This window comes from Streptomyces sp. NPDC002276 (assembly GCF_053891435.1).
The window spans coordinates 315,410-335,219 of sequence record NZ_JBSFCQ010000008.1 but is presented as its reverse complement, the minus strand read 5'-3'; the positions used below and the strand labels follow the sequence as shown (position 1 = coordinate 335,219).

The window sequence follows — 19,810 nt, the reverse complement described above, 5'->3', positions numbered from 1 at the left end:
GTCGTTCACCGACCTCCCCCAGGTTGTGGATCCACGGGCCCGGGGCCTGTGGATCTGTGGATTACTTGGTCTCGACGGCGTGGCCGCCGAACTGGTTGCGCAGGGCCGCGACCATCTTCATCTGCGGCGAGTCCTCCTGGCGGGAGGCGAACCGCGCGAAGAGGGAGGCCGTGATCGCGGGCAGCGGCACGGCGTTGTCGATGGCCGCCTCGACGGTCCAGCGGCCCTCGCCGGAGTCCTCCGCGTAGCCCTTGAGCTTGTCCAGGTGCTCATCGCTGTCGAGGGCGTTGACGGCCAGGTCGAGCAGCCAGGAACGGATGACGGTGCCCTCCTGCCAGGACCGGAACACCTCGCGCACGTCGGTGACGGAGTGGACCTTCTCCAGGAGCTCCCAGCCCTCGGCATAGGCCTGCATCATGGCGTACTCGATGCCGTTGTGGACCATCTTCGAGAAGTGCCCGGCACCGACCTTCCCGGCGTGCACGAACCCGAACTCGCCCTCCGGCTTGAGCGCGTCGAAGACCGGCTGCACCTTGGCGATGTTCTCGGCGTCGCCGCCGACCATCAGCGCGTAGCCGTTCTTCAGGCCCCACACACCGCCGGAGACACCCGCGTCGACGAAGCCGATGCCCTTGGCACCCAGCTCCTCGGCGTGCTTCTCGTCGTCCGTCCAGCGCGAGTTGCCGCCGTCCACGACGACGTCACCGGGCTCCAGGAGTTCGCCCAGCTCGTCGACGGTCGACTGGGTGGCGGCACCGGCCGGGACCATCACCCACACGACGCGGGGGCCCTTGAGCCTGTCCACAAGCTCTCCCAGGCTGTGGACATCGGCGAGGTCCGGGTTGCGGTCGTATCCGATGACGGTGTGGCCTGCGCGGCGGATGCGCTCGCGCATGTTGCCGCCCATCTTGCCGAGGCCGACGAGACCGAGCTCCATCAGTTGTTCCTTAGGGTGCGACGTGGCATGAGGGCACTTGCGTACCTGTGTCCGAGCCTAAACCCGGACGGTCATGCACACCTGTGGGCATACGCGCTCATAAGAACCGGGCGGTATGCCCCGACCTGCGGTTGTTCTCGTCGGTACGGGTCAGCCGCTGAGGCGGACCGGCATGATCAGGTACTTGTAGGCCTCGTCCGCCTCGGCGTCCAGGGCAGGCCTGCCGCTGAGCAGCGCGGGCTTGGTCGAGGTCGTGAAGGACAGCTGGGCCACCGGGGAGTCGATGGCGCTCAGGCCGTCCAGCAGGAACGTCGGGTTGAAGGCGATCGACACGTCGTCGCCCTCAAGGTTCGCGTCGACGCGCTCCACAGCCTGTGCGTCGTCGCTGGAACCGGCCTCCAGGATCAGCACGCCCTGCTCGAAGCTCAGCCGCACCGGAGTGTTCCGCTCGGCGACCAGGGCCACGCGCTTGACGGCCTCCACGAAGGGGGCTGTCTCGATCACGGCGATGGAGTTGAACTCCGTCGGGAACAGCGAGCGGTACTTCGGGAGGTCGCCCTCCAGGAGACGGGTCGTCGTACGACGCCCGGCACCCTCGAAGCCGATGAGGCCTTCTCCCGCGCCCGAGCCGGACAGCGCCAGGATCACGCTGTCGCCGCTCGTGAGGGCCTTGGCGGTGTCCAGGAGCGTCTTGGCGGGCACCAGGGCGACCGCGGACGCCTCCGGGTCCTCCGGCTTCCACAGGAACTCGCGGACCGCGAAGCGGTAGCGGTCGGTGGACGCCAGCGTCACCGTGTCGCCCTCGATCTCGATGCGCACACCGGTGAGGACGGGCAGCGTGTCGTCGCGCCCGGCGGCGATGGCCACCTGGGCCGCGGCCGAGGCGAACACCTCACCGGGGACGGTGCCGGTCGCGCCCGGCATCTGCGGCAGCGCCGGGTACTCCTCCACAGGGAGTGTGTGCAGCGTGAAGCGCGAGGAGCCGCAGACCACCGTCGCCCGTACACCGTCTGTGGAAATCTCCACCGGCCGGTTGGGAAGGGCTCGGCAGATGTCGGCGAGCAGCCGGCCGGAGACGAGGACGGTGCCCTCCTCCTCGACCTCCGCGTCGACCGACACGCGCGCGGAGACCTCGTAGTCGAAGCTGGACAGGCTCAGCTGCCCCTCCTCCGACTTCAGCAGGAGGCCGGCGAGGACCGGCGCCGGCGGACGGGCCGGGAGGCTGCGTGCCGCCCAGGCAACTGCCTCCGCGAGTACGTCGCGTTCCACCCGGATCTTCACTGTTGCCGCCTCCTGCTGTTGCCGGCGCTTCTCGGCCTGCCTGGCTTCGTCGTCTGTCTCGGTGTCATCGGTCCCTGTGAGGGGAAGGACAACCGGGGAACAGTCTGACGCACAGCACTGACAGTAGGTGCCGCTCGGGGTCAAGTCGTGACGAGGGGCGGTCGGGCGACGAAGCGAGAGTTGTGCACAGGCCCCGCTTCGAAACGGTTTCCCAGCTCTCTCTAGTTGCTAGTAGTAGTAGGGGCTGTGGATACCGTGGATAACCCCGTTTTCCCAGCTCAGAGCGGGAATTTTGTCCACCGGTCCTGTGGGTGACGGCGGTGGACAACCTCGGGTTTCTGTGGAGAACGGAAAGTTCTGCACACCCCATGCACAGCCGAGGGCCACTTCTCCCCAGCGCCGTCCCCAGCTTTACCCACCTTTCCCACAGCCCAACCCGGCACCTTCGTGTGACGCCTTTCACTCGACACGGTGAGGTGGCGCGTCGCGTTGCCGAACAGTGGACAGCGGTGTGGAGAAGCTGGAGATCGCTGGGGACAACCGGCCCCAGCCTGTGGGTTGTCGGTGGACAACTCCGTCCCCAGCCTGTGGATCACGGATTTGTCCACAGCCTGTGGAGATCTTTTGTCCACGAATCCACAAGCACCTGACCTGGACTGATGGTCTCTCACCCGCGAGGCCTGTGGACACGTTCTGGACAACTTCGCGGTCCCCAGGATGTGGACGGAAGAAAGTCACCAAATCTGTGGAGGGCGGCCGTAACCCGGCGGGTATTCGAACAGCGGGTGGTCTGCGCACAGCTGTGGATGAGCGACGGACACGTCCGGGATCGGCTCCGGAGGCCTCTGAAAGCGGCTCAGGAGTCGCCTCCCGGCATGACGAAGGGCGCCCAGGGAGAGATCCCGGGGCGCCCTCGGCGTCGTAACTCCGCTGCTGTCAGCCGTTCTTGATGCGGTTGGTCAGTTCGGTGACCTGGTTGTAGATCGACCGTCGCTCGGCCATCAACGCCCGGATCTTCCGGTCGGCGTGCATCACGGTCGTGTGGTCGCGCCCGCCGAACTGCGCGCCGATCTTCGGCAGGGAGAGGTCGGTCAGTTCGCGGCACACGTACATGGCGATCTGCCGGGCCGTGACCAGCTGGCGACCGCGTGAACTGCCGCACAGGTCCTCGACCGTGATGCCGAAGTAGTCGGCGGTGGCGCCCATGATCGCCGACGCGGTGATCTCCGGGGTCGAGTCCTCGCCGCCCGGGATGAGGTCCTTGAGGACGATCTCGGTGAGACCGAGGTCCACCGGCTGCCGGTTGAGCGACGCGAACGCCGTCACCCGGATCAGCGCCCCCTCCAGCTCGCGGATGTTCCGCGAGATGCGGGAGGCGATGAACTCCAACACCTCCGGTGGGGCGTTGAGCTGCTCCTGCACCGCCTTCTTACGAAGGATGGCGATACGGGTCTCCAGCTCGGGCGGCTGGACGTCCGTGGTCAGGCCCCACTCGAAACGGTTCCGCAGCCGGTCCTCCAGCGTCACCAGCTGCCTGGGCGGCCGGTCGGAGGACAGCACGATCTGCTTGTTGGCGTTGTGGAGCGTGTTGAAGGTGTGGAAGAACTCCTCCTGCGTCGACTCCTTGTCCGCGAGGAACTGGATGTCGTCGACAAGAAGGATGTCCATCTCGCGGTACCGCTTGCGGAAGCTGTCGCCCTTGCCGTCGCGGATCGAGTTGATGAACTCGTTGGTGAACTCCTCCGAGCTGACGTACCGCACGCGCGTGCCGGGGTAGAGGCTCCGCGCGTAGTGCCCGATCGCGTGCAGCAGGTGCGTCTTTCCGAGCCCCGACTCCCCATAGATGAAAAGGGGGTTGTACGCCTTCGCGGGCGCCTCGGCGACGGCGACCGCGGCCGCGTGCGCGAAGCGGTTGGAGGCACCGATCACGAACGTGTCGAAGAGGTACTTCGGGTTCAGTCGCGCGGTCGGCTCACCCGGGCCGGCCGCGGGCGCGGGCTTCGAGCCCAGCGGTCCCGGCGACCCCGGTCCGCCGCGGTGCAGATGACCGGAGTTCGACGACGAGCGCGAGTCGGACAGATCGCGGCGCGCGTCGCGCTGGTTGTACTCCGCGCGGGACTTCTCGTACTCGGCCCGCGACTGCTCGTACTCCGCGCGCTGCTGCTCGTACGACGGACGTTCCATCGACTGCGGGCGGTACTCCTGCCCCGGCGGGGCGTACTGGTCCTGCTGCGGCTTGTAGGAGTCCTGGGGCGGTGCGCCGTACTGGTCCTTCGATGGACCTCCGTACTGGTCCGCGGGCGGCGGGCCGTACTGGTCCTGCGACGGTGACGCGTACGGATCCCGCTCGGGGAAGCCGAGCCGTTGCTGCTGCCAGCCGTAGTCGTCCTGCGGCGGCCGCGGCCAGGCGCCGGGCTCGGGCCGCTGGTACTCCGACGGGTAGGCGGGGCGGGCGGTGGGCAGTTGGTCGCCGGGGCCGCCCGGGAGCGGTTCGGCGCGATGACGGCCGTAACCGCCCTCGTAGGGGTCCCGGTTCTGCTCGGGTTCCTCGTAGCGGCGGGGCGGGGCGGGGGGTGCCGGCGGGCCCGGTGGCTCGCCCGCGGAGTCGTCGACGGTGATCGCGATACGGATCGGCCGGCCGCACTCGCGGCTCAGGGTCTCGCTGACGATCGGCGCGAGGCGGCCTTCGAGGACGCCCTTCGCAAATTCGTTCGGTACGGCGAGCAAGGCGGTGTCTGCGACGAGTGCCAGGGGCTGGCAGCGCCGGATCCAGTGCTCGTCCTTGGTCTCGACACCCTGCCCACGCCCCTCACCGAGAAGTTGCTCCAGCACTCGTGGCCACACTGCGGCAAGATCGGCAGGTACGTCAGCCACAGGGCACGCTCTCTCACGGGTCCCACGAACGTGTGGTTCGCGGACGGGACGGGATGTAAATCGGGTGGGACGCAGGGGAAAAAGGCGTCGGGGCAGGGGACAAAGGAACGAATCAGAGTCCAGCCACGGTAGTCAGGGCGACGGGTGCGGTTCAAGTTGTTGTCCCCAGCCTGTGGATAGTGTCTCGCTGTGACCGCTGGTTTGACCGGATGGCGTAGCCCCGCGTACCGTGACCAGGTCGAGTTGTCGATGGCTGCTGCCGCCTGCCTCCGATGGGCACAGATCGCATGTGGGTGATCGGTCAGCGGTGCACTCGGGCGTTACTGCGAGCTACTCGTGGGCGCACGGTGACAGCCAGGACGGCACCCGCAACCACCGATTTATTTCTGGAGCCCTCTCGTGAGCAAGCGCACCTTCCAGCCGAACAACCGTCGTCGGGCCAAGACCCACGGCTTCCGCCTGCGGATGCGTACCCGTGCCGGTCGCGCGATTCTCGCGAACCGTCGTGGCAAGGGTCGCGCCAGCCTGTCCGCCTGATCCCGATCAGGTCATGACGTCGTGCTGCCTACCGAGCATCGGCTGAGGCGGCGCGAAGACTTCGCGACCGCGGTACGACGGGGTCGCCGGGCCGGCCGCCCGCTTCTCGTCGTCCACTTTCGTAGCGGTGCCACGGACCCGCACGCGCCAGGGGAGAGCGCTCCCCCGACGCGTGCGGGTTTCGTCGTCAGCAAGGCAGTGGGCGGCGCCGTGGTGCGCAACAAAGTGAAGCGCAGACTTCGCCATCTGATGCGTGAGCGAGTCGCTCTGTTTCCCCCCGGTAGCCTGGTAGTCGTACGAGCGCTGCCCGGAGCGGGCGACGCCGACCATGCACAGCTGGCCCAAGACCTGGATGCCGCCGTTCAGCGGCTGCTGGGAGGGGGCGCGCGATGAAGTACCCACTACTGGCACTGATCAAGCTGTACCAGTGGACGATCAGTCCACTCCTGGGTCCGGTGTGCAAGTACTACCCGTCGTGCTCCCACTACGGCTATACGGCCATCGACCGGCACGGCGCGATCAAGGGCACCGCGCTCACGGCCTGGCGCATCCTGCGGTGCAATCCGTGGTCGCTCGGCGGTGTGGACCATGTCCCGCCGCGCAAGCGTCCGCGGTGGCACGAGATGCTGCGGGGCGCACGGCGCGCAGACAAGGGCGGGACCTCCGCCGCCGAAACGGCCACTGAAGGGCTGAGTCCTTCGAGCCCGGCCGCAGAGACACCGTCCCATGCCCAAGGAGCATGATTAGTGGACACGATTGCCAGTCTTTTCAGCTTCATCACGACACCCGTTTCCTGGGTCATCGTCCAGTTCCACTCGGTGTACGGGAAGGTCTTCGGTCCCGACACGGGCTGGGCCTGGGGCCTGTCCATCGTGTCCCTGGTGATCCTGATCCGCATCTGCCTGATCCCGCTCTTCGTGAAGCAGATCAAGGCGACCCGGGCCATGCAGACCCTGCAGCCCGAGATGAAGAAGATCCAGGAACGCTACAAGAACGACAAGCAGCGTCAGTCCGAAGAGATGATGAAGCTGTACAAGGAGTCGGGTACCAACCCGCTCTCCTCGTGCCTTCCCATCCTGGCGCAGTCCCCGTTCTTCTTCGCCCTGTACCACGTGCTCAACGGCATCGCGACGGGCTCGACGATCGGCGTCATCAACGACTCGCTGCTCGCCAGCGCGCGTAAGGCGCACATCTTCGGCGCCCCGCTGGCCGCGAAGTTCACGGACGGCAGCAGCAAGGTCGAGGCGCTCGGCGCCACGCTGACCGACGTCCGGGTCGTCACCGCGATCATGATCGTGATGATGTCGGCGTCGCAGTTCTACACGCAGCGCCAGCTGATGACGAAGAACGTCGACACCACGGTGAAGACCCCGTTCATGCAGCAGCAGAAGATGCTGATGTACGTCTTCCCGGTCATGTTCGCCATCTTCGGCATCAACTTCCCCGTCGGTGTCCTCGTCTACTGGCTGACCACGAACGTGTGGACCATGGGCCAGCAGATGTACGTCATCCGCAACAACCCGACCCCGGGTTCCAAGGCCCAGGCCGCATACCTGGAGCGCCTGACCAAGCACGTCACGCACCACGAGAAGACCCGCAGCCGTGGCGAGCGTGCCATCGTCAAGGCGATCGTCTCCAAGGGCCGCGACCGCAACGAGTTCGAGCGCAAGTTCATCAACAGCCTCACCAAGGTGAGCCTCGTGGCCCAGCCGGACGGGACTGTGGTGAAGGGCGAGGCCGCGGTGGAGTCCGAGGACGGTACGCCCACCACGACCGCTCCCCGGCGCCAGCAGCCCAAGCGGCAGACCAAGTCCCAGCGCCAGTCCACCGCCGCGAAGCCGGGCGACGACAGTGCCGACACCACGGCCGACGACGCCGAGCCGAAGACCTCGCTGAGCAAGTCGGACGAACCCGAGGACGCCAAGCCCGCCACCGCTGCCAAGAAGGCCGCCCCGAAGCCCGCCGGCGGCACCCGCAGCAAGGCCCAGTCCGGACAGCGCAAGGGTCCGCAGCGGCCCAAGTCCCCGTCCAAGAAGTAAGAAGGAGTCCATCCCGTGACGGAAGGCACCACCACCTCCGCCGCCGCCGAGGGTGCAGACACCCTGTCCCGCCTGGAGCAGGAGGGCGAGATCGCGGCGGACTACCTTGAGGGTCTGCTGGACATCGCGGATCTCGACGGCGACATCGACATGGATGTCGAGGCCGACCGCGCCGCTGTCTCGATCATCAGCGACAGCAGCGGCCGCGATCTCCAGAAGCTCGTCGGCCGTGACGGTGAGGTGCTGGAAGCACTCCAGGAGCTCACCCGCCTCGCCGTGCACCGGGAGACCGGGGACCGCAGCCGGCTGATGCTGGACATCGCCGGCTACCGCGCCAAGAAGCGCACCGAGCTCTCCGAGCTGGGCGCCAAGACGGCGGCCGACGTGAAGAACACCGGCGAGCCGGTGAAGCTGAACCCGATGACCCCGTTCGAGCGCAAGGTCGTGCACGACGCCGTCAAGGCCGCGGGACTGCGCAGCGAGTCGGAGGGCGAGGAGCCGCAGCGCTTCGTCGTCGTGCTTCCCGCCTGATCGGTACCTACGTTCCACCGGCCCCGTCTGTTGAGCAGACGGGGCCGAATTTTGTCAGCCTGATAGTCCTGTAGTTCTGGTGGTCCTGATGGTCAGCGCCCCATGCGCTCTTGCGGTACGGAAGGACGGTCCCCCGTGACGGAGGCAGCGGAGCTTCCCCCTGCGCCCGAGGAGGCGCGTGAGGTGTTCGGCGATCGCTTCGAGGATGCGGTCCGATACGCCGAGCTGCTCGCCGACGCGGGCGTGCAGCGTGGTCTCATCGGCCCACGCGAGGTGCCCCGCCTGTGGGAACGGCACATCCTGAACTGTGCGGTGCTCTCGGAGGTCGTGCCGGAGAGCGTGACCGTCTGCGACGTCGGTTCGGGTGCCGGCCTGCCGGGCATTCCCCTGGCACTGGTCCGGGAGGACCTGAAGATCACGCTGCTGGAGCCCTTGCTCCGGCGGACCAACTTCCTCGCCGAGGTCGTCGAGTTGCTGGGCCTGGACCATGTGACCGTTGTGCGCGGTCGGGCCGAGGAGGTCATGGGCAAGTTGCAGCCCGTCCATGTGGTCACGGCACGAGCCGTGGCCCCGCTGGACCGGCTGGCCACCTGGGGCATCCCGTTGCTGCGTCCCTATGGAGAGATGCTCGCCCTCAAAGGCGACACTGCCGAGGAAGAGCTCAAGGCGTCGGCAACGGCCCTGAGCAAGCTCGGTGCCGTGGAGACGTCGATCCTCCATGTGGGCGAGGGCATCGTGGATCCGCTGTCCACCGTCGTGCGTGTCGAGGTGGGGGAGAGTCCCGGTGGGGTCCGTTTCGCCGCCAAGCGTGCGAAGGCAGCCCGTACTGGGCGGACCCGCCGTCGTCGCTGATCCGTCCTGAGGACGAGACTTACTCCACACAAGCTGCCTAACCTACGCATGCCGGAGTGTCGCGGACAGTTCGGCCTCGGCTGCTGTGCATCGTGTTTCACGTGAAACGTCGCTCACTGCTCCACGGCATCATCAGCCGCAGCCGCGCGGCCGAACCCCGCGATCGGAAGCCTCTCGGATCACTCGGAGAGGGCACGGAGTTGTCCACAGAGGTGGAATTCTCCACAGAACAACAGGCCTCACTGGTTCACGACCCTGAAGACATGGGAGGCTCTGTTCATTGCGAGCCTGAAGTCGAGGAGAGTGAATCCTTGCGGTCCGACGCCAACATCGCGGGACCGATGACCGATCCGGTCCCCGGTCCCCGTACCGAGTCGATGGGGGAGGATGTTTCACGTGAAACACCGCCCCCTATGGACGACACTCCCATCGGTCGTGCTGCCCAACTGGCTGTGGAAGCCCTAGGTCGTGCCGGCGAGGGCCTGCCACGACCCGAGCAGACCCGAATCATGGTTGTTGCCAACCAGAAGGGCGGGGTCGGCAAGACGACGACGACCGTCAATCTTGCCGCTTCGCTGGCACTGCACGGTGCCCGTGTTCTGGTGGTCGACCTCGACCCACAGGGCAATGCCTCCACGGCGCTGGGGATCGACCATCACGCGGAAGTTCCTTCCATCTATGACGTGTTGGTCGACAGTAGGCCTCTCTCCGAGGTCGTTCAGCCGGTTGCCGATGTCGAGGGTCTCTTCTGTGCCCCTGCCACGATCGATCTCGCCGGTGCGGAGATCGAGCTGGTGTCCCTGGTGGCGAGAGAGAGCAGATTGCAGCGGGCGATTCAGGCCTACGAGCAGCCGTTGGACTACATCCTCATCGACTGTCCGCCCTCGCTCGGCCTGCTGACGGTCAATGCGCTGGTCGCCGGCGCGGAGGTTCTCATCCCGATCCAGTGCGAGTACTACGCGCTGGAGGGCCTCGGACAACTGCTCCGCAATGTCGACCTGGTCCGGGGACACCTCAACCCCAACCTGCATGTGTCGACCATCCTGCTCACCATGTACGACGGCCGGACGCGTCTCGCGTCGCAGGTCGCGGACGAGGTGCGCAGCCACTTCGGCGACGAGGTACTGCGGACGAGCATTCCCCGCTCGGTCCGTATCTCCGAGGCGCCGAGTTATGGGCAGACGGTACTGACCTACGATCCCGGATCGAGCGGTGCCCTCTCCTACTTTGAAGCAGCAAGAGAAATCGCACTGAAGGGTGTGGGCGTCAGCTACGACGCACCGCATGCGCACATCGGCGCGCAGAGCGACCAGAGCATGGTGGAGGGCATCCAGTGAGCGAGCGACGGAGGGGTTTGGGCCGTGGGCTCGGCGCACTGATCCCCGCAGCCCCGACCGGGGAGAAGACGGTGGCTCCGGCCGCCATGGGAGGCGGCTCCGCATCCGCGTCCCCCACGGCCGTTCCGGTCATCACCGGCGACCGAGGAGTGGCCGCGGCGAAGGTCACCACCTTGCCGCCGGTTTCCTACGACACCGAGGAGTCGTCGTACGGCGCCGTGGAGACGTTCGCGCCTCCCATCGGTGCCCACTTCGCCGAGCTGCCTCTCGACTCCATCACGCCGAACTCGCGTCAGCCGCGTGAGGTCTTCGACGAGGACGCGTTGCAGGAGCTCGTCACCTCCATCAAGGAGGTCGGTCTCCTCCAGCCCGTCGTCGTACGGCAGATCGCTCCGACGCGCTATGAGCTCATCATGGGCGAGCGGCGCTGGCGGGCCTGCCGTGAGGCAGGGCTTGAAGCGATCCCGGCGATCGTGCGGGCCACGGACGACGACAAGCTTCTCCTGGACGCCCTCCTGGAGAACCTGCACCGCGCCCAGCTGAACCCGCTCGAAGAGGCGGCTGCCTACGATCAGTTGCTCAAGGACTTCAACTGCACGCACGACCAGCTGGCGGACCGGATCGGGCGTTCCCGCCCGCAGGTCTCCAACACCCTGCGTCTGCTGAAGCTCTCGCCGTCGGTCCAGCGCCGTGTCGCGGCCGGAGTGCTCTCCGCCGGCCACGCCCGGGCACTGCTCTCCGTCGACGACTCGGAGGAGCAGGACCGGCTGGCTCACCGGATCGTGGCGGAGGGGCTCTCCGTGCGGGCCGTCGAGGAGATCGTGACCCTGATGGGTTCACGGCCCCAGACCGCTCAGCGCTCCAAGGGACCGCGGGCCGGGGCCCTGGTCTCCCCGGCGCTGTCCGACCTCGCCACCCGCCTCTCGGATCGCTTCGAGACCCGGGTGAAGGTCGACCTGGGGCAGAAGAAGGGCAAGATCACTGTCGAGTTCGCCTCGATGGAGGACCTTGAGCGGATCCTCGGCTCGCTGGCCCCGGGTGAGGGGCCGGTCCTCCAGAGGAGCCTGCTGGACGACGACTCGGAGGACGAAGCCTGAGCCGTGCGCCTACGGCATGGGTGCCGTTCGTCCCGCCTGCGGAGCGGGCCGTGTCCGGTGTGTACCGGAACACGGCCCGCTCTTTGCTTTCTGTCGGTATCGATGCAATCGCATCATGGATACGATGCGTTCGGGTATGGCGCATCCACCTGGCAGCACCTCTTAGGGGAGGCAGGGGCCATGCGAACGGTGAGCCGCACCGGACTGGTGAGCGCGGGTCTGGGCCTGGGGGCGGTCGGCGGGTTCGTCGGCAGTCTGCTCAGGGAACGCAGCGCTCTGACAGCCGCCCGCGACGCTGCGGGCGAAGGAAGCGAGGATCAGCCTTCATGGGGCGTCGGCTCGTACCGCTCACGTTGGACAACCTCCCGGATATTCCCCAGCGTTGCCGGTCGTGCGTCTTCTGGGAGCTGGACCCCGTCAGAGGCCAGGCCGCGGTAAAAGCGGGCACGACAGCCCTGGAGAAGGAAGCCTGGATCTCCGCCGTCCTACTGGACTGGGGCTCCTGCGGGCGGGTCGTCTACATCGATGACGTGCCGGTGGGCTTCGTCCTCTACGCGCCCCCCGCCTACGTTCCTCGTTCTACGGCGTTTTCCACGAGCCCTGTCTCGCCGGACGCTGTGCAGCTGATGACGGCGTTCATCATGCCGGGCTATCAGGGACAGGGGCTGGGCCGGGTCATGGTGCAGACGGTCGCCAAGGACCTGCTGCGACGGGGCTTCAAGGCGATCGAGGCCTTCGGTGACACCCACTGGAATGAGCCTGCCTGCATACTGCCCGCCGATCATCTGCTCGCGGTGGGCTTCAAGACGGTCCGCCCGCATCCCGCCCATCCGCGAATGCGGCTGGAGCTGCGTACAACGCTCTCCTGGAAGGAAGACGTGGAGCTGGCGCTCGACCGGCTCTTGGGGGCCGTACAGAAGGAACCAGCCCTGCGACCGCTCTAGAAGCAGCCAGGACAGCTGGGGACCACTTCAAAGCAAATGGGCCGACTCCGGGGAGTCGGCCCATCCATGTTTCACGTGAAACATCACTCGGAGATGAAGTCCTCAAGGTCGCGGACGATCGCGGCCTTCGGCTTCGCACCGACGATGGTCTTGGCGACCTCGCCGTCCTGGTAGACGTTCAGGGTCGGGATGGACATCACGCCGTACTTGGCAGCCGTACCCGGGTTCTCGTCGATGTTGAGCTTGACGATCTCGATCTTGTCGCCGTACTCGGCGGCGATGGCTTCGAGAGACGGAGCGATCTGACGGCACGGACCGCACCAGGCGGCCCAGAAGTCCACGAGGACGGGCTTGTCGCTCTTGAGGACGTCCTGCTCGAAGGAATCGTCGGTCACATTCTTCAGAGTGCCGGCCACGGCGGGCTCCTTAACTTGATCGTGCGGTGGGGCGGATGGGGGTCAGACGGTGGTCTTCGCGGGCTCTGCCTTCTCCTCGTCCGCGAGGGCGGAGAGGAAACGCTCGGCGTCGAGAGCCGCGGAGCAGCCGGTACCGGCGGCGGTGATCGCCTGGCGGTAGGTGTGGTCGACGACGTCACCGGCGCCGAAGACACCGGTCGCGTTGGTGCGGGTCGAGGGCGCCTCGACCTTGAGGTAGCCCTCGCCGTCCAGGTCCAGCTGGCCCTTGAAGAGCTCCGTGCGGGGGTCGTGGCCGATCGCGATGAACAGGCCCGTCACCGCGAGGTCGGAGAGTTCCCCGGTCTTCAGGTTGCGCAGCTTGAGGCCGGCCAGCTTCGGGTCGCCCTCGATCTCGGCGACTTCGCTGTCCCAGACGAACTTGATCTTCGGGTCGGCGAAGGCGCGTTCCTGCATCGCCTTGGAGGCACGCAGGCTGTCCCGGCGGTGGACGATCGTCACGGACTTGGCGAAGCGGGAGAGGAAGGTCGCTTCCTCCATCGCAGTGTCACCGCCGCCGATGACGGCGATGTCCTGGTCCTTGAAGAAGAAGCCGTCACAGGTGGCACACCAGGAGACACCCCGGCCGGAGAGCGCGTCCTCGTTCGGCAGGCCCAGCTTGCGGTGCTGCGAGCCGGTGGTGACGATGACGGCCTTCGCCTTGTGCACGGTGCCGGAGGTGTCCGTGACGGTCTTGATCTCACCGGTCAGGTCGACGGAGACCACGTCGTCCGGGATCAGCTCGGCGCCGAAGCGCTCGGCCTGGGCGCGCATGTTGTCCATGAGCTCGGGGCCCATGATGCCGTCCTGGAAGCCCGGGAAGTTCTCGACCTCGGTGGTGTTCATCAGCGCGCCACCGGCGGTGACGGCGCCCTCGAACACCAGCGGCTTCAGCGACGCGCGCGCGGTGTAGAGCGCCGCCGTGTAGCCGGCAGGCCCGGAGCCGATGATGATCACGTTTCGGACGTCGCTCACGGCTTGGTTCCTCGTCTCTGGACTGCGTCAGTACGACCGGTGGGAGCCCCTGTCAGAGCCTCCACCCCACCCAACGGATCCTACGGGGCCCGCATTCCCGGTGTGTCCGGGCACACGGAGACGGCATACAGGAGGGAAGTACCACGCTGGCCGGCGATGAGACGTCCGGAGTCAGGGATGCGCGTACGACTGCGTCAGAAGGACCTTGCCAGGGGTGGATGTCTGCCCACCGACACAGGCCGCGTCGACGATGTAAGCCGTGACCCGGCTGTTGTCGGAAGCGTCGGGCAGCACCACGAGATAGACGGCGGTTCCGTCGTAGGTGCCTTGTTTGGAACCGAGGACATCCTCGTTGCCACGGTTGATGCCCTGCCTGATGCAGGTAGGGATGGGATCCGAAGGCTGGATGAGCGTCTTGGTGGACGGCTCTCCGTTGCCGGGTACGGTTTCGGCTTTATAGGGCCGACCGCTGCCGCTGGTGCCTTGACTCGTGGCCGTCCTGGTGGACAGCAGATCCGAGACCTCGCTCTCCAGCTTCCCCTTCGAGAACGTGTCCGCGGCACTGGTCGGGTTCCCATGACCCGCCTCGGACGTCTTGTGGTCCCCCAGCGACTGGAGGAACAGGGAACCTGCTCCGAGAACGGCCGCGGTGAACACGGCTCCCAGGACGATCCTCCCGCGACGACCGCTGCGACTCCGGTCCTTGCGTCCGGGACCGGTCGCCGCATGCGCACGTCCTGACGGGCGGTCCGATGGAAGCGATGTTTCACGTGAAACATGCGTCCCCGTGTCCTCGCCGGACACCGATCGGGACGCGCTCACCAAGGTCGGCACGGCCAGGGTCTCAGGGGTCGTGGCGCCAAGCAGAGCCTCCGCGGCGAGGGCCGCGTCGATACGGGTCGCGATCTCTGCGGGCATCGTCAGGGGGCCGGGCAGTGTGCCCAGCAGTCCCCGGATCTCCTCCAAGGAGTCATGGACATCGGCACAGAGCTCGCACTCGTCCAGATGCTGTCGTACCTCAGTCGTGCGGGACGGCGGGAGGAGGCCCTCGGTGAGGTCGGAGATCTCCGCGACGTCCGGGTGCCCGGCCGTGTCCGTCGTGGATGTCACGCTCGCCCACCTCCGCCCTTCACAGCAGCTGAATCGCTCGGCCCTGTATCCCTGGGACCCGATTCGCGCGGTCCCGCTGCCGGTGGGACGGATGTCCCCTGCGCCCGGTTCCGTCGTGCGCCCGGTTCCTCGTCGTCAGCGGCTCTTTCCGGCCGCAGATGGGTGAGGAGCGGAAGCAGTCTGGCTCTACCGCGGGCGCAGCGGCTCTTCACCGTGCCCGTCGGAACATCGAGAATGCGGGCGGCCTCCGCGACCGGGTAGCCCTGCATGTCCACGAGGACGAGGGCGGCGCGCTGGTCGGGCGGGAGGGTGCCCAGGGCTTCCAGCAGTTGGCGGTGCAGGTCGTTGCGTTCCGCAGGGGCGGCGGCCGACTCGTGCGGTTCCAGGAGCTGTTCGAGGCGCTCGGTGTCGTCGACCGGGGACGTCTTCCTGGAGGCGGCCTTGCGGGCGCGGTCAAGGCAGGCGTTCACGGTGATCCGGTGCAGCCAGGTCGTGACGGCCGACTGACCGCGGAAGGTGTGGGCGGCCCGGTAGGCGGAGACCAGGGCGTCCTGGACGGCGTCCGCGGCCTCCTCGCGGTCGCCCAGCGTGCGGAGGGCCACGGCCCAGAGACGGTCCCTGTGACGCCGTACGAGCTCACCGAAGGCGTCCGGGTCGCCTTCGACATGACGGGCGAGCAGGTCCTGATCGCTCGTGCCGTCGTGTCCGGCGCCTTCCGCCATCGGACCCCCTCCCCCTCCGGTGAGACGTCAGCCCGTGAACTTCACGTCGGTGATGGCCTGCTTGTAGCCGGCACCGCTGTAGCCGTCGCTGGGCGCCATCGGCACATCGGTGATCCACAGCAGTACGTACTGCGTCTTCAGCGACTTCGTCGCCTTCACCGTGAGAGAGGTTCCGCTGGTGGTGGCGGTTCCGATCTCGGTCATGTCGTCGACTCCTGTTGAGGGGGTCAGCGAGTCGGTGGCGTAGAGATGGATCGTGGTGTGGTTGCCGGTGTAGCGGAGCCCTATCGAAGCGGCCGAGATCTTTTTGGCCGAGCCGAGGTCGTAGACGATACCTACGCCGGGCTTGTACGGCGCCAGTTTCGGGCCGGAGTTGTAGCGCTTGGTCCGCCAGTAGGTGGTGCTGTCACCGTCGTACGTCTTGGCGACGTCGTCCGGTGCCTGGGCGTCCCCGCTCGCGACGTACTCCTTCGCGCCCTCGATCGTTATGGCCGCGACCGGCTTGGTCTTGCCGCCGCTCTTGTCGTTCCCGTCCGTCGGCTGCGTCTGCTTGGTGTCGTCGGACTTGTTGCCCTGATCCATCAGAGCGTCCGCGAGCTGCCAACTGCCCAGGCCCAGTGCGGCGATCAGCAGCGCGGACACGGCCCACTTGAGTGCCTTGCCGGTGCGGCTCTGTAGTGGGGGCGGCGGGGCCGGCATCGCCTGGGTGGCACCGGGACGCGGCGCGGGGCGGCCGTACGTGCCCTGTTGGTAGGTCGTGCGCTGGTATTCGGGAGGCGCGGTGAACGCGGGCTCCGGCGGGCGGATGCGGGGCATCTCGCCGATCGCCTTCACCAGTTCCTCCGGAGTGGTGCACGCCGATTCGTGCCGGGAGGCCGTGGCACCGTCGTTGGCGAGCGCGCGCATGGCGAGCTCCGAGAGACCCCGGTGGACACCCGCGCGCACCTGGTCGGGGGCGATGAGACCGACGCCCTTGGGTAGCCCGGACAGGCCGTAGGCGTCGCTCTCGTACGGCCAGCGCTGGGTGAGCGCGGCGTACAGCAGGGCGCCGATCGCCTCCGTGTCCGTGCGCTGCGGGGTGTCCGAACTGATGCCCCGCAGCGCGGCGTTGACGGCCAGGCCCCGGATGCGCCACTGGCCGGACGAGGTGCGCAGCACGGCGTTCGGGTTCAGGCGCAGATGGGCGAGGCCCTCGCGGTGGGCGGCGGCCATGGCCGAGGCGATCTGGCTGACCATCTGGTAGGCGTCGTGTGCTTCCAGCGGGGCGGGCGCCAGAAGCGCCGTCAGTTCCGTGGCGTCGGGCAGCCATTCGTGCACGACGTAGACGAGGTCGTTCTCCTCCACGGCGTCCAGGACCTGGACGAAACGGGGATCACCCAGCAGCGCCGAGGAGCGGGCCGCGGCCAGCACCGAGCGGGCCCGCGCATGGTCCGCGGGCAGGATGTGCACACCGACGGCACGGCGGAGTTTCTCGTCCACCGCGCGCCAACTGCTGAAGCCGTCCAGACGGGTGACGCACTCTTCGAGGCGATAGCGTCTGGCGAGCTTGTGCCCGCTGTGCAGTTCGGGAGGTGAGGCCTTCTCGGTTTCCTCGATCCCGCCACTCCCCTGTGCCTCGTCGCTGTCCGTGTCCCGCTCCGGGTTCTGGGCCACCCCGTCGGCCGTGGACTGGTCCGCCTTGGCGGTCAGCGGCTCGTCGCCGCTGTTGTCTGCCACGTCGACGGCAGCCGTGCTCCGTTCCGCCACCGCCGCTCCTGCCTCCCCATCCGTTGCACGCTGTCCGACGCCGAAACCAATTGTGCCCACAGTCTGCCGCTATGCACGACACACAGGGGCGGCCGATGGTTGTGCATGTGCCTCCGCCTCAGCGCCCCAAGCGCCCGCGCACCATGCCGACGAGGGAGTTGAGCTCCTCGATACGCATGCGACGTGCGGCGACATAGAAGACTCCGAGCAGTACGGCACCGCCCACCAGAAGCGCGGCGAACGAGCCGACGACACCCTGGCCGAGCGTATGTCCGATCCCGTAGCAGGCGGCACCACTGAGCAGTGCGGCCGGCACCGAGGCGATGCAGAGCCGAGCGTACGTCCGCAGCACCCGAGCGCCGTCCAGGTCGCCGTTGAGCCGCTTGCGCAGCCGGTTCCAGGCGACACCGACACCGGTCGCGTACGCGAGGCCGTACGAGGCCGACATGCCGACCACGGCCCAGCGGGCCGGGAGCACGAAGTAACAGACCGCCGAGGCGCCCGCGTTGACCGCGGCGACGATGACGGTGTTGTAGAAGGGCGTCCGGGTGTCCTCGTAGGCGTAGAAGGCGCGCAGGACGACGTACTGCACCGAGTACGGGATCAGGCCGAGGGCGAAGGCCATCAGCATGAAGCCCATGTTCGTGGCTGAACTGGTGCCGGAGGAGCCGAAGATGAGGGTGCAGATCGGGATGCCGAGCGCCAGGAAGCCGAAGGCGACGGGCACGATCGCGACGGCCGTGGTCCGCAGGCCCTGCGAGATGTCGTCGCGGACGGCGCCTCCGTCACCCTCGGCGGCCGAGCGCGAGATGCGCGGCAGCAGGGCGGCCATCAGGGACACGGTGATGATCGCCTGCGGCAGACCCCAGATCAGCTGGGCGTTGGCGTAGGCGGCGAAACCGGTGCCGTCGACCTTCGTGTCGTTGCCCGCGGCCGTGGAGAGCTGGGTGACGACCAGCGCGCCCGCCTGGTTGGCCAGGACGAACAGGACCGTCCACTTGGCGAGCATCGCGGCCTTGCCGAGGCCGTGACCCTTCCAGTCGAAGCGCAGCCGCAGCCGGAAACCGGTCTCCCGGAGATACGGGATCATCGCGAGGGACTGGACGACGAGACCGAGGAGAACCCCGATGCCGAGGAGCCGTTGCCCCTCCGGCGGGATCGTCGTGACCTGCATACCGGAGTTCGCCGCGCTGCCGTAGACCCAGATGAACATGCCGAGCGTCACGATGATGACGACGTTGTTCAGGACCGGGGTCCACATCATCGCGCCGAACTTGCCGCGCGCGTTGAGGATCTGGCCCATCACCACATGGATGCCCATGAAGAAGATCGAGGGCAGGAAGTAGCGGGTGAAGGTGACGGCGACCTCGTTGGCGGCCGGGTCGTTGGCGACCTTCACCGACAGCAGGCGGACCAGGAGGGGGGCCGCGAAGACCGCGAGCGCGGTCAGGGCGCCCAGCGCCACCATCACCAGGGTCAGCAGCCGGTTGGCGAACGCCTCGCCGCCGTCCTCGTCCTCCTTCATGGCGCGCACGAGCTGCGGCACGAAGACGGAGTTGAGCCCGCCGCCGACGGTCAGGATGTAGATCATCGTCGGCAGCTGGTAGGCGACCTGGAAGGTGTCACCGAGCAGGCCGACACCGAGGGCCGAGACGATCAGCGCGGAGCGGACGAAGCCGGTCAGCCGGGACACCATCGTGCCCGCCGCCATCACGGCACTCGACTTCAGGAGCCCGCCGGCCTTCCCGGCCTTCTTGGGAGCGGCCGACGGCGCGGGTGCCGTCGGGGTGAGCTGCATCGTGGCGTCGGACATCGGCGCCGGGGACGGCGCGACGGGCGCCTGGCCCGAGGGCGGTGCCGGGGACGGACCGGGGACCGCCGGGGGATCCATCGACGGGCGTCCGCCGCCCTGTCCCTGGTCCCGGAAGAGATGGGCGAAGGCGTCCGGCTCCTGATAGTCCTCGCCGGCCCCGGTCACCAGGTCGTCGACGCCCACGAACCGGGTCGTGCGCGCGTCGTCGCCGTAGGGCAGATACTGGGTCGGACCCTCGGGCTCGGGCGCCGGGGTCTGCGCCCACACCCGAGGGTCGGGGGCGTACGGGGACTGGGGTGGCTGGGCGTAGAGCGGGGGCTGCGGCTGGTACGTGCCCGGAGGCGGCGGGGGGTGGGCGGCGCGGTCGTAGAGCGCCTCGGCGACCGGGTCCTGGGCGGAGAGGTCCTGCGCCCGGTAGGGGTCCTGGTCGTAGGCGTCCTGGAGGTACATGTCCGCGGGGGGCTGCGGCGGCACCTGGCCGTGTTCGGGCGGCGGGCCCTCGGGGTAGCCCGAGCCGCCCGCGCCCTGACCGCGGTCACCGTCGTACGGCGCGTTCATGGTTA

At 67.8% G+C, this 19,810-nt stretch carries 18 protein-coding genes; 9 read left to right on the top strand and 9 right to left on the bottom strand.

Translation table 11 applies throughout. The features are described from left to right. Nucleotides 1-61 precede the first annotated feature (61 nt). From gnd to dnaA, 3 genes are all read right to left on the bottom strand, one after another. A complete protein-coding gene (gene gnd / locus ACWIHT_RS22590; protein WP_456169955.1) occupies nucleotides 62-937 on the bottom strand; it encodes a phosphogluconate dehydrogenase (NAD(+)-dependent, decarboxylating) in 876 nt (291 codons plus the stop codon). A gap of 150 nt (nucleotides 938-1,087) precedes the next feature. Then, nucleotides 1,088-2,218: a DNA polymerase III subunit beta gene (gene dnaN / locus ACWIHT_RS22585; RefSeq protein WP_456169954.1), complete on the bottom strand. Its 1,131-nt coding sequence runs from the start codon at nucleotides 2,216-2,218 to the stop codon at nucleotides 1,088-1,090. Nucleotides 2,219-3,154: 936 nt separating this feature from the next. After that, entirely contained in the window at nucleotides 3,155-5,092 is a 1,938-nt protein-coding gene (dnaA, locus tag ACWIHT_RS22580; protein ID WP_456169953.1) for a chromosomal replication initiator protein DnaA, read from the bottom strand. A gap of 399 nt (nucleotides 5,093-5,491) precedes the next feature. On the opposite strand from dnaA, the gene rpmH reads away from it, so the two are divergent. The 9 genes from rpmH to ACWIHT_RS22535 all read left to right on the top strand — a co-directional run bounded on the left by rpmH (nucleotide 5,492) and on the right by ACWIHT_RS22535 (nucleotide 12,429). Further along, nucleotides 5,492-5,629: a 50S ribosomal protein L34 gene (gene rpmH / locus ACWIHT_RS22575; protein ID WP_006381191.1), complete on the top strand. Its 138-nt coding sequence runs from the start codon at nucleotides 5,492-5,494 to the stop codon at nucleotides 5,627-5,629. 21 nt (nucleotides 5,630-5,650) lie between these two features. Next, a complete protein-coding gene (rnpA, locus tag ACWIHT_RS22570) occupies nucleotides 5,651-6,022 on the top strand; it encodes a ribonuclease P protein component (protein ID WP_078532680.1) in 372 nt (123 codons plus the stop codon). Then, the gene (gene yidD / locus ACWIHT_RS22565; RefSeq protein ID WP_019073355.1) at nucleotides 6,019-6,372 is read left to right on the top strand and encodes a membrane protein insertion efficiency factor YidD; all 354 of its coding nucleotides are present in this window, start codon (nucleotides 6,019-6,021) and stop codon (nucleotides 6,370-6,372) included. The genes rnpA and yidD overlap by 4 nt, the downstream gene beginning before the upstream one ends. Before the next feature lie 3 nt (nucleotides 6,373-6,375). Continuing rightward, nucleotides 6,376-7,668: a membrane protein insertase YidC gene (gene yidC / locus ACWIHT_RS22560; RefSeq protein ID WP_456169952.1), complete on the top strand. Its 1,293-nt coding sequence runs from the start codon at nucleotides 6,376-6,378 to the stop codon at nucleotides 7,666-7,668. A gap of 15 nt (nucleotides 7,669-7,683) precedes the next feature. Continuing rightward, nucleotides 7,684-8,199 (top strand): Jag family protein, encoded by a 516-nt coding sequence (locus tag ACWIHT_RS22555; protein WP_200716169.1) that lies wholly within the window; start codon nucleotides 7,684-7,686, stop codon nucleotides 8,197-8,199. A 135-nt stretch (nucleotides 8,200-8,334) separates the two neighbouring features. Next, nucleotides 8,335-9,051, top strand: coding sequence for a 16S rRNA (guanine(527)-N(7))-methyltransferase RsmG (rsmG, locus tag ACWIHT_RS22550; RefSeq protein ID WP_456169951.1), 717 nt, complete (start codon nucleotides 8,335-8,337; stop codon nucleotides 9,049-9,051). Nucleotides 9,052-9,314: 263 nt separating this feature from the next. After that, nucleotides 9,315-10,388, top strand: a complete 1,074-nt coding sequence (locus tag ACWIHT_RS22545; RefSeq protein WP_366433287.1) for a ParA family protein — start codon at nucleotides 9,315-9,317, stop codon at nucleotides 10,386-10,388. Next, nucleotides 10,385-11,485 (top strand): ParB/RepB/Spo0J family partition protein, encoded by a 1,101-nt coding sequence (locus ACWIHT_RS22540; RefSeq protein ID WP_399121243.1) that lies wholly within the window; start codon nucleotides 10,385-10,387, stop codon nucleotides 11,483-11,485. The genes ACWIHT_RS22545 and ACWIHT_RS22540 overlap by 4 nt, the downstream gene beginning before the upstream one ends. Nucleotides 11,486-11,811: 326 nt before the next feature. Continuing rightward, a complete protein-coding gene (locus tag ACWIHT_RS22535; protein ID WP_456169949.1) occupies nucleotides 11,812-12,429 on the top strand; it encodes an N-acetyltransferase family protein in 618 nt (205 codons plus the stop codon). Nucleotides 12,430-12,512: 83 nt separating this feature from the next. On the opposite strand, the gene trxA is transcribed toward ACWIHT_RS22535, so the two are convergent. The 6 genes from trxA to murJ all read right to left on the bottom strand — a co-directional run bounded on the left by trxA (nucleotide 12,513) and on the right by murJ (nucleotide 19,805). Next, nucleotides 12,513-12,845 carry a thioredoxin gene (gene trxA / locus ACWIHT_RS22530; protein ID WP_456169948.1) on the bottom strand — a complete coding sequence of 111 codons (333 nt, stop codon included), beginning with the start codon at nucleotides 12,843-12,845 and terminating at the stop codon, nucleotides 12,513-12,515. 42 nt (nucleotides 12,846-12,887) lie between these two features. After that, complete coding sequence (gene trxB, locus ACWIHT_RS22525; RefSeq protein ID WP_456169947.1) at nucleotides 12,888-13,856, bottom strand: thioredoxin-disulfide reductase; 969 nt, start codon at nucleotides 13,854-13,856, stop codon at nucleotides 12,888-12,890. Nucleotides 13,857-14,027: 171 nt separating this feature from the next. Beyond that, nucleotides 14,028-14,966 (bottom strand): anti-sigma factor family protein, encoded by a 939-nt coding sequence (locus ACWIHT_RS22520; protein ID WP_456169946.1) that lies wholly within the window; start codon nucleotides 14,964-14,966, stop codon nucleotides 14,028-14,030. Then, complete coding sequence (sigM, locus tag ACWIHT_RS22515; RefSeq protein ID WP_456169945.1) at nucleotides 14,963-15,688, bottom strand: RNA polymerase sigma factor SigM; 726 nt, start codon at nucleotides 15,686-15,688, stop codon at nucleotides 14,963-14,965. Before sigM ends, ACWIHT_RS22520 begins: the two co-directional genes overlap by 4 nt. Before the next feature lie 27 nt (nucleotides 15,689-15,715). Further along, a complete protein-coding gene (locus ACWIHT_RS22510; RefSeq protein WP_456169944.1) occupies nucleotides 15,716-17,434 on the bottom strand; it encodes a serine/threonine protein kinase in 1,719 nt (572 codons plus the stop codon). Nucleotides 17,435-17,552: 118 nt separating this feature from the next. Next, the gene (gene murJ / locus ACWIHT_RS22505; protein WP_456169943.1) at nucleotides 17,553-19,805 is read right to left on the bottom strand and encodes a murein biosynthesis integral membrane protein MurJ; all 2,253 of its coding nucleotides are present in this window, start codon (nucleotides 19,803-19,805) and stop codon (nucleotides 17,553-17,555) included. Between the last annotated feature and the right edge of the window lie 5 nt (nucleotides 19,806-19,810).

What these genes read in the sequence shown, in the direction of transcription:
- sigM (WP_456169945.1), bottom strand. Translation starts at nt 15,688, where the DNA reads ATGGCGGAAGGCGCCGGACACGACGGCACGAGCGATCAGGACCTGCTC.
- gnd (WP_456169955.1), bottom strand. Translation starts at nt 937, where the DNA reads ATGGAGCTCGGTCTCGTCGGCCTCGGCAAGATGGGCGGCAACATGCGC.
- ACWIHT_RS22545 (WP_366433287.1), top strand. Translation starts at nt 9,315, where the DNA reads ATGGGAGGCTCTGTTCATTGCGAGCCTGAAGTCGAGGAGAGTGAATCC.
- ACWIHT_RS22535 (WP_456169949.1), top strand. Translation starts at nt 11,812, where the DNA reads ATGGGGCGTCGGCTCGTACCGCTCACGTTGGACAACCTCCCGGATATT.
- murJ (WP_456169943.1), bottom strand. Translation starts at nt 19,805, where the DNA reads ATGAACGCGCCGTACGACGGTGACCGCGGTCAGGGCGCGGGCGGCTCG.
- yidD (WP_019073355.1), top strand. Translation starts at nt 6,019, where the DNA reads ATGAAGTACCCACTACTGGCACTGATCAAGCTGTACCAGTGGACGATC.